The sequence below is a fragment of the Streptomyces cellostaticus genome (assembly GCF_001513965.1).
Taxonomy (GTDB): domain Bacteria; phylum Actinomycetota; class Actinomycetes; order Streptomycetales; family Streptomycetaceae; genus Streptomyces; species Streptomyces cellostaticus.
The window spans coordinates 33,155-53,003 of record NZ_KQ948029.1; the positions used below are offsets into that span (position 1 = coordinate 33,155).

Sequence of the window (19,849 nt, forward strand, 5' to 3'; positions counted from 1 at the left end):
GAGCCCTGCCCGAACTCGCCGGCGACGGCGCCATGCTGTCGCTGCGCCTTAGCCGTGCGGAGGCGGAGAAGCTGCTGCGCAGCGCCGCGCCCGGCGGCGGACTGGAGATGGCCGCGGTCAACGGCCCCGACGCCGTGGTGGTGGCCGGTGACCCCGAGGCGGTGCACAGCCTGCGGGACCACTGCGCCCAGGCGGGCATCCAGGCGCGGGTGCTCCCCGTCGACTACGCCTCCCACACCTCCCACGTGGAACGCCTGCGGGAAGCGGTCCTCGCACCGCTCGCCGGCATCGTCCCCCGGACAGCCGAGATTCCCCTCTACTCCACCCTGCGGGGCGCATTCGTCGACGGCCCCGAACTGGACGCCGGCTACTGGTACGAGAACCTGCGCCGCACCGTGGAGTTCGAGGCCGCGATCGAGACGCTCTCGGCGGCGGGCCACGACGCGTTCGTCGAGGTGAGCCCCCATCCGGTGCTGAGCGGCAGCGTGCAGGACACGGTCGGTGACGCGAGCGTGGTGGTGGGCTCCGTCCAGCGCGACGACGACACACCCGAACGCTTCCTGGCCGCCCTCGCCGAGGCCCACGTGGGCGGTGTCGCGGTGGACTGGCAGGCCGTGCACGGCGACGGCGAGCCGACCGACCTGCCGACCTACCCCTTCGACCACGAACGGTTCTGGCTGCTGCCCGACGCATCCGGGCCGGCGCGCGCGGACGAGGGATGGTGCTACCGCGTCGACTGGCAGGAGACCACCGGCCCCGCTGCCGGCCCGGCCGGACGCTGGCTGCTCCTGCTGCCCGCCACGACGGACGGCCGCCCCGCCGAGCTCGCCTGGCGCGACGCCGCTGCCGCCGCCCTCGCCGACCACGCGGCCCTGCCCCACCCGGTCACCGTCCCGCTCGACGATCCGCACGCACTGACCGCCGCCGTCCGCGACGCCCTCGCCACCCAGGCCGAGTCCGGCGCGTACACGGGAGTGCTCTCCCTGCTGGCCCTCGGTGACGCGGACGCCGGAGCCGAGGCCACGCTCGGCCTCCTGCGCGAACTGGAGGCGGCAGACGCCGATGCGCGCGTCTGGCTGGCGACGTGCGGCGCGGTCGGCACCGGCGCGGACGACCCCGTGACGTGCCCGGCCGGGGCGCAGGTGTGGGGCCTCGGCCAGACGGCCGCGCTCGAACGCGGCGAGCGGCACACCGGCCTCGTGGATCTGCCGCAGGAGGCGGGGACGGCCCAACGCGCCCTGCTCGCCCGCGCGTTGACCGGCACGGAGGACCAGCTGGCGGTCCGCTCGCGCGCCGTGTTCGCGCGCCGGCTGCTGCCCGCCGCGCCGGGTACGGACCGGGTGCCGGACACCGCCGACGAGGCCGTGCCGCAGGGGACGATCCTCGTCACCGGCGGCACCGGCGGCCTCGGCGCGCTCACCGCACGCCGACTGGCGGCCCGGGGCGCGCAGCACCTGGCACTGGTCAGCCGCCGGGGCGAGGCGGCGCCGGGCGTCGCCCCGCTGGTCGCCGAGCTCACCGGGCTCGGCGCCCGGGTCACCGTCCACGCCTGCGACATCAGCGCGAGCGAGGAGGTGGCCGGACTCGTCGAGACGCTGCGCGCGGACGGCGCGACGATCAGCGGCGTGGTGCACGCGGCCGGACTGAACCAGCAGACCGCCCTGAAGGACATGACCCGCGAGGAGTTCCGGGAGGTCCTGGCCGCCAAGGTGCAGGGTGCGCGGAACCTCGAGGACGCCTGCCCCGGCCTGAGCCTGTTCCTCCTCTTCTCCTCCGGCGCCGGCGTGTGGGGCAGCGCCGGGCAGGGGGCGTACGCGGCGGGCAACGCCTTCCTCGACGCCTTCGCCCTCCACCGCCGCGCCCGGGGCCTGGCCGCGACATCCGTGGCCTGGGGACTGTGGGCGGACGGCGGCATGACGGACGACGAGCAGGCTGTCGCCCGGCTCCGGGACCAGGGCGTGCGCCCCATGCCCGGCCACCGGGCGCTCCAGGTGCTGGAGACGGTGCTGGCCGGTGACGAGAGCGCCGTCGTCGTCGCCGACGTCGACTGGCCGCGGTTCACCGAGACGTATGCGGCTCTGAGGCAACGACCGTTGCTCGACGCCATCCCGGGAGCCCGGGCCGCCGCGCCTGCGCGGCCGGCACCAGCGGCCGGAGCGGCCCTGCGCGACCGGCTCGCCGGGCGGCCGCCGGCCGAGCAGCACCACGAACTGACACATCTGGTGCGCTCCTGCGCCGCCGCCGTCCTGGGACACGAGGACACCCGCGCGGTGGCGATGGACACGGCCTTCCGCACCCTCGGCTTCGACTCGCTGGGCGCCGTACGGCTGCGCAAGCGCCTGGCCGAGGCCACGGGTCTCGCCCTGCCCACGACCCTGATCTTCGACCACCCCAACGCCGCCGCTCTGGCGGACCACCTCCGCTCCGAGCTGTTCGCGGACCCGCACGACGACGAGGACGTCGTCACCGCGGCGCTGGGCGGACTGGACCGGCTCGAGGCCCGACTCGCCCACGTGCCCGGGCCGCAGCGTGCCGAACTGGCCCGGCACCTCGACCGCGTACTGACCACCCTGCGGACCGGCGCGGCCGGCACCGGTCACGACGGTGCCCTGCGCACACCGCCCTCCCAGCAGACCGATCTCGCCGAGGCCGGATTCGACGAACTGCTGGCGGCCCTCGGCCGCGAGCTCGGCGACAACGAACAGCCGGCAGCGAACAGGTAAGGACACAACACGGTGACGGACAACGACAAGGTCGCTTCATACCTGCGCCGGGCCACCCTGGACCTGCGAGCGGCCCGGCAGCGCATCCACGAGCTGGAGGCCGACCCGATCGCGATCGTCAGCACGGCCTGCCGGCTGCCCGGCGGGATCGACACCCCCGAGGGCTTCTGGGACGTGCTGGCGGCGGGCGAGGAACGGCTGTCCGGCTTCCCGGACGACCGGGGCTGGGACCTGGCGGGCCTCTACCACCCCGACCCCGACCACCCCGGCACGACCTATGTGCGCACGGGGGGGTTCCTGGAGCGCGCGGGGGACTTCGACGCCGCCTTCTTCGGCATATCCCCGCGCGAGGCCGCCGCGATGGATCCGCAGCAGCGCCTCCTGCTGGAGACGTGCTGGGAACTGGTCGAGAACGCCGGGCTGGACCCGCACGCCCTGCGCGGCACGGAGACCGGGGTGTTCCTCGGCGTCGCCCGGCTCGGTTACGGCGACGCAGGCGGACCCGCCGGGGACGCCGAGGGTTACACGGTCACGGGTGCGGCGCCGTCCGTCGCGTCCGGCCGGATCGCCTACACCCTCGGGCTCGAAGGGCCCGCCATCACGCTGGACACCGCCTGCTCCTCCTCCCTCGTGGCCCTGCACCTGGCGGTGGCGTCGCTGCGCCGGGGCGAGTGCGGCCTGGCGATCGTGGGCGGCGCCGCAGTGATGGCCGGCCCCGAGGTGTTCATCGACTTCGCCCGGCAGCGCGCCCTCGCGTCCGACGGCCGCTCCAAGGCGTTCGGCGCGGGCGCGGACGGCTTCGGCTTCGGCGAGGGCGTCGCGGTGCTCCTCCTGGAGCGCCTGTCGGACGCCGAGCGCAACGGGCACACCGTGCACGCCGTCGTCCGCGGGACCGGGATCAACCAGGACGGTGCCAGCAACGGCCTGTCCGCACCCAGCCGAGCGGCCCAGCGCAAGGTCATCGAGCAGGCACTCGCCAACGCGCAGGTCGCCCCCGGCGATGTCGACGCGGTCGAGGCGCACGGCACCGGCACCACCCTCGGCGACCCCATCGAGGCCCACGCCCTGCTCGACACCTACGGCCGGCACCGCAGCGCACAACAGCCGTTGTGGCTGGGCTCGGCGAAGTCGAACATCGGCCACACCCAGGGCGCCGCCGGCGCGGTCGGCGTGCTCAAGATGGTGCTCGCCCTCCGGCACGAGCGGCTGCCCAGGACCCTGCACGCCGAGGAACCCTCGCCGCACGTCGACTGGTCCTCGGGCGCGGTCTCCCTGCTGGCCGAGGAGCGGGACTGGCCGCGCGGCGAGCGGCCCCGGTACGCCGCCGTGTCGGCGTTCGGCATCAGCGGCACCAACGCCCACGTCGTCCTCCAGGAGGCGCCCGAGCCCCAGGAGGCCGGGGAACCTGCGACCCCGCAGCCGGTGACGCCCGAGCGCCCGGTGCCGCTGGTCGTCTCGGCGCGGACCGAGGAGGCCCTGCGCGCCCAGGCGGAACGGCTGTCCGCCGTGCTCGCGGACACCGCCGTCGAACTGCCCGACCTCGGCTTCTCGCTGGCCACGGCCCGGGCCCGGCACGAGCACCGTGCGGTGGTCCTGGCCGGCTCCCGCGCATCGGCGCTGCTGGGGATGGGCGAGGTGGCCGCCGGTCAGGCGCGCCTGAAGGGAACCCTCGAATCGGGCGGACGCTCCGCCGTGTTCCTCTTCCCCGGCCAGGGCTCGCAGTGGGCGGGGATGGGCGCCGACCTGCTGGCGTGGTCACCGGTCTTCGCCGAGGCGATCCAGGCCTGCGACGAGGCGATGGCCCCGTGGCAGGACTGGTCGGTGGCCGCGGTGCTCCGGCAGGAGCCCGGTGCCCCCGGACTCGACCGCGTCGATGTGGTGCAGCCCGCGCTGTTCGCGGTGATGGTGTCCCTGGCCGCCCTGTGGCGCTCCTACGGCGTGGAACCGGCAGCGGTGGCGGGGCACTCGCAGGGGGAGATCGCCGCGGCGTACGTCGCCGGGGTGCTCACGCTCGAGGACGCCGCCCGGCTCGTGGTCCTGCGCAGCCGCCTGCTGCGGTCGCTGGCCGGGCAGGGTGCGATGGCGGCCGTGGCGCTGGACGAGGCCACCGTACGCGAGCAGCTCAGGCCGTACGGCGACGCCGTGGAGGTGGCCGCGGTCAACGGTCCCGCCTCCGTCGTCGTCTCCGGCGAGCCCGAGGCCGTGCGGTCCTTCGCGGCGGGCTGCGCCGACCGGGGAGTGCGGGCCCGGACCATCGATGTGGACTACGCCTCGCACTCCGCGCAGATGGAGCAGGTCCGCGAGGAACTGGCCGAGGCGCTGTGGGAGTTGCGTCCGGCGCGCGCACGGGTGCCCTTCTACTCGACGGTGACCTGCCGCCCCATGGAGGGCGAGGAGCTGGACGCGCACTACTGGTACCGCAACCTGCGCGAGCCGGTGCGCCTGCACGACGTCGTGCGCCTGCTCGCAGCCGCACACCACGACGCCTTCATCGAGGTCAGCCCGCAACCGGTGCTGGCGGCGACGGTCGAGGAGACGCTCGAGGCGGAAGGACGGGAGCCGGGTGAGGCCGTGGCCGTCGGCACCCTGCGGCGCGACACACCCGGCCCGGAGTCCTTCCTGACCTCCGCGGCGACCGCCCATGTCTGGGGCGTGGACGTGCACTGGCAGCCGGCCTTCGCCGACGCGCGGCAGGTCCCGCTGCCCACCTACCCCTTCCAGCGCAAGCACTACTGGACGTCCACCGCCGCGCCCGCACGGGGCGCCGGCGAGGTGACCTACCGCGTGGCGTGGACGCCCCTGCCCGCCGCGGAAGCAGTCGATCCGAGCGGAACCTGGCTGGTCGTCACCCCGGCCGCCGCCCCCGCCTGGGCCGGACCGCTGGTGGCCGCACTGCGCGAGAGCGGCGCCACGCCGCTGGAATGCGCCCTGGACCCGGACCTCGGCCGTGCCGAGGTCGCCGCGGCCCTCACCGCCGCCACGGCGGGAACCACCGGGCTGCGGGGCGTGCTGTCGCTGCTCGCGGCCGACGAAGCGGACCACCGCGGCCGGGCGGGCGTGCCCGCCGGCGCGGTCGCCACCCTGACGCTCCTGCAGGCCCTCGGCGACGCCGGGGTGGAAGCGCCGCTGTGGTGCCTCACCCAGGGCGCCGTACAGACGCCCGAGGACGACGGCATCGGGTCGTACGCGCAGAGCGCCGTGCACGGCCTGGGCCGGGTCGCCGGTCTGGAGCTCGGGCAGCGCTGGGGCGGCGTGCTGGACCTGCCCCGGGACGTGGAAACGGCCGCAGGGGCGGCCCTGCTCGCCCGGGTGCCCGGCATCCTGGCGGGTGGACACGCCGCCGAGGACCAGCTCGCCGTGCGCGCCGACGGCCTGTACGGGCGGCGGCTGGTGCGGGCACACACGCCGGCCGCCGCGGACGGTCACGGCCGGCGCCTGCACGGAACCGTGCTCGTCACCGGAGCGGACAGCCCGATCGGCGAACGGCTCGCCCGGTGGGCGGCCGACGGCGGCGCCGACCACCTCGTCCTGGTGGGCGAGGCGAGCGAGGAACTGCTGAGCGCGCTGCAGGACGGCGGGACGACGGTCACCTGCTGCGCGGCGGACGAGGACGCCGTCCGGGCCGCGGTCGAAGCCGCCCCGCACGAGGTCAGCACCGTCGTGCACGCGGCGACCCGGCTGGAGTTCGGGCCGGTTCTCGACACCGACCCGGAGGACTTCGCCGCCACCGTGCACGTCAAGACCGGACTTGCCCTGACACTCGCCAGGGTCCTCGACGGCCGGCCGGTGGAGCGGGAGATCCACTGCTCCTCCGTGGCCGGTGTCTGGGGCGGCGCCGGCATGTCCGGATACGCGGCCGGCAGCGCCTGCCTCGACGCGTTCGCCGCCCACCGGCGGGCCCAGGGCCACCCGAGCACCGCCGTGGCCTGGAGCCCCTGGGCCCTGCCCGACGCCCCGCGCAGCACCGCCCAACCGGCGGCGCAGCGCGGACTGCGCGGCCTGACGGCCGAACGCGCCCTGACGGTGCTGCAGTCCGTCCTGGACTCGGGCGAGACCGCCGTCGCGGTGTCCGACGTGGACTGGCCCGCCTTCGCCGCGGGCTACGGCGCGGTCCGGCCGACCGCGCTGTTCGGGGAGATCGCCGAGGCGCGCGAGGCAGCCGAGCCCGCCGCGGCGCCCGCCGGACCGGACAGCGGCCCGGCCGCCGAACTGGCCGGCCGGCTCGCGGGCCTGACGCCCGCGGAACAGGAGGACCTGCTGATCACCGTGGTCGGCGAGGCCACCGCGGCGGTCCTCGGACACGACAGCGCGCAGGACGTCAACGGACGGCGGGCGTTCAGCGAACTGGGCCTGGACTCACTGGGCACGGTGCAACTGCGCAAGCGGCTCTCCACGGCCACCGGCCTGCGCCTGCCCGCCTCCCTGGTGTTCGACCACCCGACCATCACCCGCCTCGCCCGCCACCTGCTCTCCCGGCTGGCCGTCGGCCCCCGCCGGGAGAGCACCGCCGCGCCGGCCGGGACCGCCGTGAACGCCGAGCAGGAACCGATCGCCATCGTCGGCATGGGCTGCCGCCTCCCGGGGGGCATCGACTCGCCCGAACAGCTGTGGCGGGCCGTCGTCGACGGCCAGGACCTCACCAGCGGGCTGCCCCGGGACCGCGGCTGGGACCTCGAGACCCTCTGCCACCCCGACCCCGACCACCCCGGCACCAGCTACGCCGACCGCGGCGCCTTCCTCACCGACGCGGCGGGCTTCGACGCGGAGTTCTTCGGCATCACGCCCCGCGAGGCCCTCGCGATGGACCCGCAGCAGCGGCTGATGCTCGAGGTCGCCTGGGAGGCCGTGGAACGCGGCGGCATCGACCCGGACGCGCTGCGCGGCAGCCGCATCGGCGTGTTCGTCGGGTCCAACGGCCAGTCGTACATGCCGCTCCTGGAGAGCGAGGCCGACCGGGTCGAGGGCTACCAGGGGCTCGGCAACTCGGCCAGCGTGCTGTCGGGGCGCCTCGCCTACGTCTTCGGCTGGCAGGGCCCGGCGATCACGGTGGACACGGCGTGCTCGTCGTCCCTGGTCGGCATCCACCTGGCGATGCGGGCGCTGCGGTCCGGCGAGTGCGCCATGGCCCTGGCCGGCGGCGTCACCGTGATCTCCGACCCCTACACGTTCGTCGACTTCAGCAGGCAGCGCGGCCTGGCCGCCGACGGGCGGTGCAAGCCCTTCTCGGCGCAGGCGGACGGCTTCGGCCTCGCCGAGGGCGCCGGCGCGCTGCTCCTCGAACCGCTCTCCCGGGCCCGGGAGCTGGGACACCCCGTGCTCGCGGTGCTGCGCGGCAGCGCGGTCAACCAGGACGGCGCGAGCAACGGGCTGGCCGCGCCGAACGGCCCGGCCCAGGAGGAAGTGATCCGGCAGGCCCTCGCCGACGCCCGGTTGACGGCGGCCGACATCGACGTGGTGGAGGCGCACGGCACCGGCACCCGGCTCGGCGACCCGATCGAGGCCGGGGCACTGCAAGCCACCTACGGGGCGGACCGCGAGCGGCCCCTCGCGCTGGGCTCCGTGAAGTCCAACATCGGCCACACCCAGGCGGCCGCCGGGGTCGCCGGCGTGATCAAGACGGTGCTGTCGATGCGACACGGCGTCATCCCCCGCAGCCTGCACGCGGAAGAACTCTCCCCCGAGATCGACTGGTCGACGGGGACGATCCAGGTCCAGCAGGAGAACGAGGGCTGGCCGCAGGGTCCGCGCGTGCGCCGGGCCGGCGTGTCGTCGTTCGGCGTCAGCGGAACCAACGCCCACGTCGTGGTCGAAGAGGCCCCGGCGAAGGCCCCGGCAGACCCGGCCGCACCGGCCGAACGGCCCGCGGGCAGCGGCCTCGCGGCGGGCACCGTGGCCCTGCCGCTCTCGGCCCGCACGCACAGCGCGGTGACCGCGCAGGCCCGTGCGCTGGCCGAACTGCTGCGCACCTCGCCCGAGACCTCCCTTTCCGACACCGCACGCACGCTCGCAACCGGCCGGGCACGCTTCGACATCAGGGCCGCAGTGCTCGGCGAGGACCGGGAATCGGTGTGCGCCGCCCTCGACGCCCTGGCCGCCGACGAGGCCATGGCCGACGTGGTGCCGCCGCGCACGGCCACCGCCCGCAGGGCCGTGCTGGTCTTCCCCGGCCAGGGCTCGCAGTGGACCGGCATGGCCGCCGACCTCCTCGACGGGTCGGAGATCTTCGCCGCGTCGATGGCGGACTGTGCGGCGGCGCTCGCCCCGTACACCGACTGGGACCTGCTCGCCACGCTGCGCGGCGACGGGCCCGACGACGCGTTCGAACGGCCCGACGTCCTCCAGCCCCTGCTGTTCGCGGTGATGGTGTCGCTGGCCGCGCTGTGGCGTGCCCACGGCGTGGAACCGGCCGCCGTGATCGGCCACTCGCAGGGCGAGATCGCCGCCGCCTGCGTCGCCGGCGCCCTCACCCTCGACACCGCCGCGAAGGTCGTGGCGCTGCGCAGCAAGGTGCTGCGCGAGCTGAACGGGCAGGGCGGCATGGCCTCCGTGACGGCCTCGCCCGACGAACTCGAGGCCGCCCTGGCGCAGTGGGACGGCCGCCTCAGCGTGGCCGCGGTGAACGGGCCGCGCTCCCTCGTCGTTGCCGGCGAGGCCACGGCCCTGGAGGAGTTCCTCCACTCGCCGCAGGCCGGGCAGATGTCCCCGCGGCGGATCGCGGTGGGCTACGGCTCCCACTCCCCGCAGGTGGAACAGGTCGAGCAGCGACTCGCCGACGTGCTCGGCACGGTCCCGGCCCGGTCCGCCGCCGTGCCCTTCTGCTCGACCGTCACCGGCAGCCCCCTCGACACCGCCGGGCTCGACGCGGCGTACTGGTACCGCAACCTGCGCGGGACGGTCCGCCTCGACGAGGCCGTACGGCACCTGATGGGCCAGGGCTTCGACACCTTCATCGAGGTGAGCCCGCACCCGGTGCTGCTCTCCGGCATCGAGCAGACCGCCGAGGACCTCGGCCGGGACGTCGTCACCCGCGCCTCCCTGCGCCGGGACCGCCCCGGGGCGCGCACCTTCCTGCACAACCTGCTGGAGGCCCACGCCGACGGCCTGCCCGTCGACCTCGCACCGGCCATGGGACCCGGCGGTACGGCGGACCTGCCGACCTATCCGTTCGAGCACACCTCCTACTGGCCGCGCCCGCGCCGCACCCGCGGCGACGCCGGCACCCTGGGCCTGGACGCCGTGGCCCATCCCGTGCTGTCCACGGCGCTGGAGATACCCGACGGCGGACACCTCCTGACCGGGCGGATCGCGCTCGGGGACCAGCCGTGGCTGGCCGACCACGCCGTCGGCGGAAAGCCGCTGTTCCCGGGCAGCGCCCTGGTCGACCTGGCCCTGACGGCCGGCCGGCACGCGGGCACGCCCGCCCTGGAGGAACTGGTGCTCGCCGCCCCGCTGGTGCTCGGCCCGGCCACCGCCGTGCGCGTGACCGTCGGTGCCCCCGCGGACAACGGCACCCGCACGGTGGACGTCCACGCCCGCGACGCGCACACACCCCACGCGCCCTGGACCCGGCACGCGACCGGCGTCCTCGGCGAGGCCGCCACGCCACCGGCGGCCCCGGCGGCCTGGCCGCCGCCGGACGCCCGGCCGATCGACCTGGACGCGGCCTACGCGCGCCTGGCCGACCGCGGCTACGCCTACGGGCCCGCCTTCCGGGCGCTGCGCGCCGCATGGCAGCGCGGCGAGGAGGTGTTCGCCGAGGCCGAACTCCCCGCGGCCGCGGGCGGGAACGAGGCAGGGCCGTCCGCCCTGGGCGACGAGGGCTACCTGCTGCACCCCGTCCTCCTCGACGCGGCGGCGCAGACCCTGGGCCTGAGTTCCCTGGCCGACCGGGAAGGGGCGTTCCTCCCCTTCTCGTGGAGCGGGACCACCCTGTACGCGTCCGGGGCCACGACGGTCCGCGTGACGGCGGCCCCGGCCGGCGACGACGCGATGAGCCTGTCGGTGACCGACCCCACGGGAGCGCCGGTCGCCCGGGTGAGCGCCGTGACCGTACGCCCGGTCGACGGCGCGCCGCTGAACGGCGACGGCGAGGAAGCGGGCGCCGACGACCTCTACCAGCTGTCCTGGCGGCCCCTGCCGGAAACCGTCGGCACGGCCGTGAGCTGCGTGACCGTCGGCGGCGCCCTCCCCGGACTCGGCAAGGACTACCCGGACCTGGCGGCCCTGGCCGAGGCGGTCGCGGCGGGCGAGCCGGAACCCGAAGCCGTCATCGTGCACGGCCGTCCGTGGCAGCCGGCGGATGCGGCCGGCTCCGTGCGCGAGAGCGTGCTGCACGCGGCCGGACTCGTCCGCCAGTGGCTCGACGCACCGGAGCGGACCGGCCGCCTGGTGTTCCTCACCCGTCACGCCGTGAGCGCCGGCCCGGCCGACACGGAGACGGACCCCGCGCAGGCCGCGCTCTGGGGCCTGGTCCGCTCCGCACAGGCGGAGTCGCCGGGCAACTTCGTCCTGGTCGACGGCGACGCGGACCTCGCGGCCCTCGCCCGGTTCCCCGCCGTGCTCGACCACCCGCAGGTGGCGCTGCGCGGCGACCTCGCGCTCGTGCCGCGGCTGTCCTCCACCCGCGGTGCGGCGGCCCTGCTCCCGCCCCGGACGCCCGCCCGCCTGGAGCCCGCCGGCACCTCCCTGGACGCCCTCGCCTTCGCGGCGGCGCCGGACGCCGGACGGCAGCCGGGCCCCGGCGAGGTGCGGGTCGAACTGCGGGCCACCGGCGTGAACTTCCGCGACGTCCTGATCGCCCTCGGCATGTACCCCGGTGCCGCCGTCATGGGCACCGAGGGCGCCGGGGTCGTCACCGCCACCGGCCCGGGCGTCACCGGCGTCAAGGCGGGCGACCGGGTCATGGGCCTGTTCGAAGGCGCCTTCGGGCCCGTGACGGTCGCCGACCACCGGCTGGTGGTCCCCGTCCCGCAGGGGTGGAGCACCACCGAGGCCGCCGCCCTGCCCATCGCCTTCACCACCGCCCACTACGCGCTGCACGACCTCGCCGGTCTGCGGCCCGGGCAGGCCGTCCTGGTCCACGCCGCCGCCACCGGCGTCGGCCTGGCCGCGGTCCGCCTGGCCCGGCTGGCCGGGGCGGAGGTCTTCGCCACCGCCAGCCCCGCCAAGCACGACATCCTGCGCGGACTCGGACTCCAGGACGACCACATCGCCTCGTCCAGGGAACCGGGATTCGGGGAGCGGTTCCGGTCCGTGCGCGGCGGCCGCGGCATGGACGTCGTGGTCAACTCGCTGACCGGCGCCCTGCTGGACGAGTCGGCCGAACTCCTCGCCGAAGGCGGGGCGTTCGTCGAGATGGGCAAGACCGACCTGCGCGACCCGGAGCAGTTCCACGGGCGCTATCTGCCCTTCGACCTCGCCGAGGCGGGGCCGGACCGGCTCGGCGCGATCCTGGCCGAGGTCGCCGCCCTGGTGGCCGACGGGAAGGCCGGGCGCCTCCCGGTCACCGCCTGGCCGCTCCAGCGGGCGTCGGCCGCCCTTCAGCACATGAGCACGGGGCGGCACACCGGAAAGCTGGTGCTCGTCCAGCCGGCGCCGCTCGATGCGGACGGCACCGTACTCGTCACCGGCGGAACCGGCACCCTGGCACGACTGCTGGCCCGCCACCTGGTGACCGAGCACGGGGTGCGCCACCTGCTGCTGCTCGGCCGCCGGGGGCCCGCCGCCCCGGGAGCGGCCCGGTTCGAGACCGAACTGGCCGAGCTGGGCGCGAGCGTGACCACGCTCGCCTGCGACGTCTCCGACCGCGCCGCGCTCGCGGCCGTACTCGACGGCATCCCGGCCGCACACCCGCTGACGGGAGTCGTGCACACCGCGGGGGTGCTCGCGGACGGCCTGGCCGCCTCCGTGGGACAGGACGCGCTGGCCGAGGTCTTCGCGCCCAAGGCCGACGCCGCCTGGCACCTGCACGAACTCACCGCGGGGTGCGAACTGAGCTTCTTCGCCCTGTTCGGCTCGGGCGCCTCCGTCCTGGCCGGGCCGGGCCAGGGCGCGTACGCGGCGGCCAACGCCGCCCTGGACGCGCTGGCCCGGTACCGGCAGGCGCGCGGGCTGCCCGCGACGTCCCTCGGCTGGGGGCTGTGGGAGGAGGCCAGCGGCCTGACGGGCACGCTGGACGAGCGGGACACCCGGCGGATGGCCCGGGCGGGCATGCTGCCCCTGCCGACCGCACGGGCCCTGGCCCTGTTCGACCTCGCGATCCGGCGCGGCGACCCGGTCCTGTACCCGCTGCGACTGGACACCTCCCGGCCCCAGGGCCCGGACGGTTCGCCCGAGGTGCTGCGCGGGCTGCTGCACACGCCGTTGCGCCGCGCCGCCCGGGAACCCGCCGGCGGGGACGGACTCGCCGCACGCCTGGCGTCCCTGCCGCGCCCCGACCGGCTCGCCGCCCTGACCGAGGCCGTACAGGCCCAGGCCGCCGCCGTCGCCGGGTACGACACGGCCGACTCGGTGCCGCCGGGACGGCAGTTCAAGGACCTCGGCTTCGACTCCCTCGCCTCGGTCGAGTTGCGCAACCGCCTCGGGGCCGCGGTCGGCCTGCGGCTGCCGAGCACCCTCGTCTTCGACCACCCGACACCCGAGGCGGTGGCCGTCTACGTGGACGGCCGGCTGTTCGCGGACGCGCCCGGCTCACCGGAGGCGGACCCGCGGCACCCGGCCACCGAGGCCGCCGAGCACCTCGCCGCGTTGGAGGCGGCGCTGGACGGCTGGCGGGACATCGCCGGGGCCACCGAGGGCGCTGCCGGTGAACACCGGGCGATCGAGGCGCGGCTGACGGCCCTGCTCGGCAGGTGGAGCGCCACGGTCGGCGGGGACACCCGCACAGCCGGCGTCGACGTCGACGCCGTGGACGACGACGAACTGTTCGCACTGCTCGATCAGCGGTTCGCTGAGGAGAACGAGGGACGATGAGCGGGGACCAGGAGACCACCGAGACCAAGCTGCGCCGCTACCTGCGGCGGACGGTCGGGGACCTGGAGGCCGTCAGCGCACGGCTGCGGGAGACCGAGTACCGGGCCGGCGAGCCGATCGCGATCGTCGGCATGGGCTGCCGGTTCCCCGGTGGCGTCGACAGCCCCGCCGCCCTGTGGGACCTCCTCATGGCGGACGGCGACGCGGTCGGTGGCCTGCCCGCCGACCGCGGCTGGGACACCGCCGCCCTCGACGGGTGCAACGGAGGGTTCCTGCACGACGCCGCCGGCTTCGACGCGGACTTCTTCGGCATCTCGCCGCGCGAGGCCCTGGCCATGGACCCGCAGCAACGGCTGCTCCTGGAGGTGGCCTGGGAAGCCCTGGAACGGGCCGGCTTCGACCCCGCGTCGCTGGGCGGCACCGCCACCGCGGTCTTCGCCGGAGTCGGCGCCGTCGACTACGGGCCCCGCCCCGACGAGGCGTCACCGGAGGTGCTGGGATACCTGGGCACGGGCACGGCCTCCAGCGTGGCCTCCGGCCGGGTGGCGTACGCGCTCGGCCTCGAAGGCCCGGCGCTGACCGTGGACACCGCCTGCTCCTCCTCCCTCACCGCGACCCACCTGGCCATGCAGTCGCTGCGCCGCGGGGAGTGCACGACCGCGCTCGCGGGCGGCGCCACCGTCATGAGCACCGCCGGCGCGTTCACCGAGTTCCGCAGCCAGGGCGGACTGGCCGCGGACGGCCGGTGCAAGCCCTTCGCCGAGGCCGCCGACGGCTTCGGCCTGGCCGAAGGCGCCGGCTTCCTCGTGCTCCAGCGGCTGTCCACGGCACAGCGCGAAGGCCGCCGGGTGCTCGCCGTGCTGCGCGGCTCGGCGGTCAACCAGGACGGTGCCAGCAACGGCCTCACCGCACCCAACGGCCCGGCCCAGCAGCGGGTGATCCGGCAGGCGCTCGAGGACTCCCGGCTCGGCCCGGCCGACGTCGACTACGTCGAGGCGCACGGCACCGGAACCACCCTCGGCGACCCCATCGAGGCACACGCCCTGCTGGAGACCTACGGCGCCGGACGGCCCGAGGACGCTCCGCTGTGGATCGGCTCGGTGAAGTCCAACATCGGGCACACCCAGGCCGCCGCCGGCGTCGCGGGCCTGATCAAGACCGTCCTCGCCCTCCAGCACGGCCGGCTGCCCCGCCTCCTGCACCTCGACGCCCCCTCGTCGCGGATCGACTGGGAGACGGGCGCCGTCGTACCGCTCGGCGAGAGCAGGCCGTGGCCGCGCAGCACCCGGCCGCGCCGCGCGGGAGTCTCCTCCTTCGGCATCAGCGGGACCAACGCGCACATCCTCGTCGAGGAGGCCCCGGAACCCGGCCCGGCCCCCGAGCCGGCCGCCGGCGACCAGGAGGCGGGCCCGTATCCGCTCCTGCTGTCCGGCCGGACCGACCAGGCCCTGCGGGCCCAGGCCGAACGGCTCGCCGCCCACCTGGAGCAGCCAGGCGCCGCCTCGCTGCCGGACACCGCGTTCACCCTCGCCACCCGGCGCACCGCGTTCGAGCACCGCGCCGTGGTCGTCGGCGACCGCGCCGACGCCCTGGCCGCCCTGCGTGCCGTGGCCCGCGAGGAGCCGCACGCGAAGGCGGTCACCGGCACCGCGCGTCCGGGCCGTAAGGTCGCGATGGTCTTCCCGGGGCAGGGGTCGCAGTGGGAGGGCATGGCCGCCGAACTGCTGGCCGCCTCGCCGGTCTTCGCCCGCTCCATGCGCGACTGCGAGCAGGCGCTGGCCCCCTACGTCGACTGGTCGCTGACCGAGGTGATCGCGGGCGGCGCGTCACTGGAACGGGTGGACGTCGTCCAGCCCGCGCTGTTCGCGGTGATGGTGTCGCTGGCGGCGCTGTGGCGGTCCCACGGTGTCGAACCGGCCGCGGTGATCGGGCACTCCCAGGGGGAGATCGCAGCCGCCTGCGTCGCCGGCGCCCTGTCCCTGGAGGACGCCGCGAAGGTGGTCGCGGTGCGCGCCAAGGCGCTGCGGTCCCTCGCCGGCACCGGCGGCATGGTCTCCCTGGCCCGCACCGAGGAGCAGGCCGGACCGCTGCTGGCCCCCTACGGCGGCGCCCTGTCGATCGCCTCGGTCAACGGCCCGGGTTCGGTCGTGGTGGCCGGTCCCCGGGAGCACCTGGACGCGCTGCTCGACGCCTGCGCGGCCGACGGCGTCCGGGCGCGGAACATCCCGGTGGACTACGCCTCCCACTCGGCCATGGTCGAGCCGCTGCGCGAGGAGCTGACGGCCGCGCTGTCCGGTGTCGTCGCCCGGACCGCACCCGTGCCCCTGTACTCCACGACGACCGGTGAGCCGATCGACACCGCCGTCATGGGGGGCGACTACTGGTACCGCAACCTCCGCGAACAGGTGCGGTTCGAGACGGGGACGAGACTGCTGGCCGAAGCGGGCTTCGACGCCTTCGTCGAGGTGAGCCCGCAGCCGGTCCTCGCCCCCGGCATCGAGGCGACCCTGGAGGCGGTCGGGGCCGACGCCGCGGTCCTGAGCACGCTGCGGCGCGACGCGGGCGGTGCGGACCGGTTCCTGGCGGCGCTCGCCGAGGCGCATGTGCGCGGCGTGCGGATCGACTGGAGCCCCGCACTGGCGGACGGCGCCGTGGCCGAACTCCCCTGCTACCCGTTCCAGCACCGCCCGTTCTGGCACACGGCACCGGGCCGCCGCGCCGAACCCGCCGACCAGGGGCGGCGCTACCGGGTGGAATGGCAAGGCGCCACATGGGAGGCGGCCCTGCTCACCGGCCACGTGCTGCTGGCGACCGGCCCTCAGGTCCCGGGCGCCTGGTACGACACGGTCCGCGCGGCCCTCGAACGCGCCGGTGCCACGGTCGCCGCCGTCGACTGCGGCGGGCCGGGACGCGCCGCGACGGCGGCGGCCCTGCGCGCGGCCGTGGCCGCCGAAAAGCCGACGGCGGTGGTCTCGCTGCTCGCCCTGGACGCTCCCGCGGACGCAACCGCCGACGCAACCGCCGACGCGCCGCACCTGCCGGCGTGGCGGACCCTGACCCTGGCCCAGGCCCTCGGCGACGCGGGCGTCGAGGCGCCGCTGTGGGTGCTGACCCGGCGCGCCGTGGCCGTGACCGACCAGGACGGGGAGCCGGACCCCGCGCAGACGGCGGTGTGCGGCCTCGGCCGGGTCATCGGCCTGGAGCACCCCACGCGCTGGGGCGGGTCGATCGACCTGCCCGCGCCGGACCCGGACCTCGTCGCGCCGCTGACCGCGGTGCTCGCCCGGCCCCGGGACGAGGACCAGGTGGCGATCCGCGCCACCGGGATCAGCGTCCCCCGGCTCGTGCCCGCCCCGGCCGACGCCCCGGCCGACGCCCCGGCCGACGCGCGCGGCTGGTCGCCACGCGGCACGGTCCTGGTGACCGGAGGCACCGGCGGCATCGGCGCCCATGTCGCACGCCGCCTGGCGCGCGCGGGCGCCGCACATCTCGTACTCACCAGCAGGCGGGGCCCCGATGCGCCGGGGGCGGCACAGCTCAAGGACGAACTGGCCGCCCTGGGCGCCGGGGTGACCCTCGCCGCCTGCGATGTCGCGGACCGGGAGGCGCTGGCCGCGCTGCTGGCCGACGAGCGCGCGCTCGGCCGGACCGTCGACGCCGTCTTCCACACGGCCGGCGTATCGCAGTCCACACCGCTGGACCGCATCACCGAGGAGGAGTTCGCGAGCGTCACCGCCGCCAAGACCGCCGGAACGGCGCACCTCGACGAACTCTGCACCGACGCGGACGCCTTCGTGCTGTTCTCCTCGAACGCCGGAGTGTGGGGCGCGGCCCGGGCGGGCGCCTACGCGGCGGCCAACGCCTTCCTGGACGGCTTCGCGCACCGGCGCCGTCACCGCGGGCTGCCCGCGGTGTCCGTCGCATGGGGACTGTGGGACGGGCCGGGCATGGCCGACGACGCGGGCCAGGACTTCCTGCGCCGCCAGGGCATGCGGCCGCTGCCGCCCGAGCAGGCCCTCGCCGAACTCGGCACGTGCCTGGACGGCGACGAAGCCTGTGTCTCCGTCGCCGACCTCGACCGGCGGGCCTTCCTCGACCTCATGGGCGCCGCACGGCACCGGCCGCTGTTCGACGCACTCGCACGGACGCTGCCCGCCGCGCCGCCGGCCGAGGAGCCGCAGGAGGAATCGGAGGGCCGCTCCCGGCTGCGGGAGAAGCTGCTGCCGCTGTCGGCCAAGGAACGCCGGGAACACCTGCTGCGCCTGGTGCGGGCCGAGGCCGCCGCGGTGCTCGGGCATGCGGACGCCGAGGCCGTCGACCGGGACCGCGCCTTCAGGGACCTCGGCTTCGACTCGATGTCCGCGGTGCAGATGCGCAACCGGCTCACCGCGGTGACCGGCCTGCGCGAGGCGACCACCCTGGTCTTCGACCGGCCCAGCGTCACCGCGCTCGCCGACTACCTGCTCGACCGGCTGTTCGGCTCCGAGGAGACCCCGGCCGACGGGGCCCGGTCCGGGCCGGGGCCGCGGCCCGTCGGCGGCAACGCCCCGCACGGGAACGACGCGGACGACCCGATCGTCGTCGTGGGCATGGCCTGCCGGTACGCCGGCGGCATCGACTCCCCGGACGACCTGTGGGAGTTCGTCGCCGCCGGCCGGGACGCCGTCTCGGCGATGCCCGCCGACCGGGGCTGGGACCTCGACCGCCTCGGCGACAGCGCCGCCGACGGCACGGCCGGCCCCCGCCGCGGCGCCTTCCTCGATGACGCGGGCGGCTTCGACGCGGCGTTCTTCGGGATCTCACCGCGCGAGGCGCTGGCGATGGACCCGCAGCAGCGCCATGTCCTCGAGGTCGCCTGGGAGGTGATGGAGAACTCCGGCATCGACCCGCGCTCGCTGCGCGGCAGCGACACCGGGGTCTTCCTGGGCTCCGCCTACCAGGGCTACGGCCACGGGGCCGAGGCCCCCGAGAGCAGCGAGGGATACCTGCTCACGGGCGGTTCGCCCGCCGTCGCCTCGGGCCGGGTGGCGTATGTGCTGGGGCTGGAGGGTCCCGCGCTGACGGTGGACACGGCGTGTTCGTCGTCGTTGGTGGCGCTGCATCTGGCGGCCCGGTCGCTGCGGGACGGCGAGTGCTCCCTGGCGGTGGCCGGCGGTGTGTCGGTGATGGCGGGCACCGAGGTGTTCGAGGAGTTCTCGCGGCAGGGCGCGCTGGCCGCCGACGGGCGCTGCAAGGCCTATTCCGAGCAGGCGGACGGCTTCGGCTTCGCCGAGGGCGTGGGCCTGGTGCTGCTGGAGCGGCTGTCGGACGCCCGGCGCCACGGGCATCAGGTACTCGCCGTGGTGCGGGGCAGCGCCGTGAACCAGGACGGGGCCAGCAACGGTCTGGCGGCGCCGAGCGGGGTGGCCCAGGCGCGGGTGATTCGTCGTGCCTGGCAGAACGCGGGCCTCTCGGGCGCCGACGTGGACGCCGTGGAGGGGCACGGCACCGGGACGGTGCTGGGCGATCCGATCGAGGCGCACGCGCTGCTCGCGACGTACGGGCAGGAGCGCGGCGCGGACCAGGAGCCGCTCTGGCTGGGCTCGTTGAAGTCGAACATCGGGCATGCGCAGGCGGCGGCCGGCGTGGCCGGGGTGATCAAGATGGTCCTGGCGTTGCGGCACGGGGTGCTGCCCAGGACGTTGCACGCGGAGGTGCCGTCGCCGCATGTGGACTGGTCGTCGGGTGCCGTGGAGGTGTTGCGGGAGGCGCGGGAGTGGCCGCGTAGCGGCCGTCCGCGCCGGGCGGCGGTGTCGGCGTTCGGTGTGAGCGGGACGAACGCGCATCTGATCGTGGAGGAGCCTGCGCCGGTGGAGCAGGCCGCCGATGCTTCGGTGGGTGTGCTGGGGGCCGCGGGTGTCGTGCCGCTGGTGCTGTCGGCGCGCACGGACACTGCGCTGGCCGCCCAGTCCCGCCGCCTGATACCGGTGCTGGCGGACGCGTCCGGCCCGGACGCGCTGGACCGCGTCGGCCGCACGCTCGCGACCGGACGCACCCACCACGAGCGGCGCGCCGTCGTCCTGGCCGAGGACCACGAGAGCGCTCAGGACCTCCTGCGCCGGCTCGAGGAGGGGCTGCCGGCTCCCGGCCTGCTCACCGGTGCCGGTGGTGGCGGG

Annotated in this window: 3 protein-coding genes; all 3 read left to right on the forward strand. The window is 76.1% G+C overall.

All coding sequences use genetic code 11. From position 1 onward, the window contains the following. Positions 1 to 5: 5 nt before the first annotated feature. Positions 6 to 2,723, forward strand: coding sequence for a type I polyketide synthase (locus AQI88_RS25945; RefSeq protein WP_279616570.1), 2,718 nt, complete (start codon positions 6 to 8; stop codon positions 2,721 to 2,723). 12 nt (positions 2,724 to 2,735) lie between these two features. Next, positions 2,736 to 13,694, forward strand: coding sequence for a type I polyketide synthase (locus tag AQI88_RS25950; protein ID WP_067003661.1), 10,959 nt, complete (start codon positions 2,736 to 2,738; stop codon positions 13,692 to 13,694). A gap of 122 nt (positions 13,695 to 13,816) precedes the next feature. Continuing rightward, the coding region (locus tag AQI88_RS47895; protein ID WP_482258160.1) for an SDR family NAD(P)-dependent oxidoreductase at positions 13,817 to 19,849 on the forward strand (6,033 nt) is incomplete at its 3' end.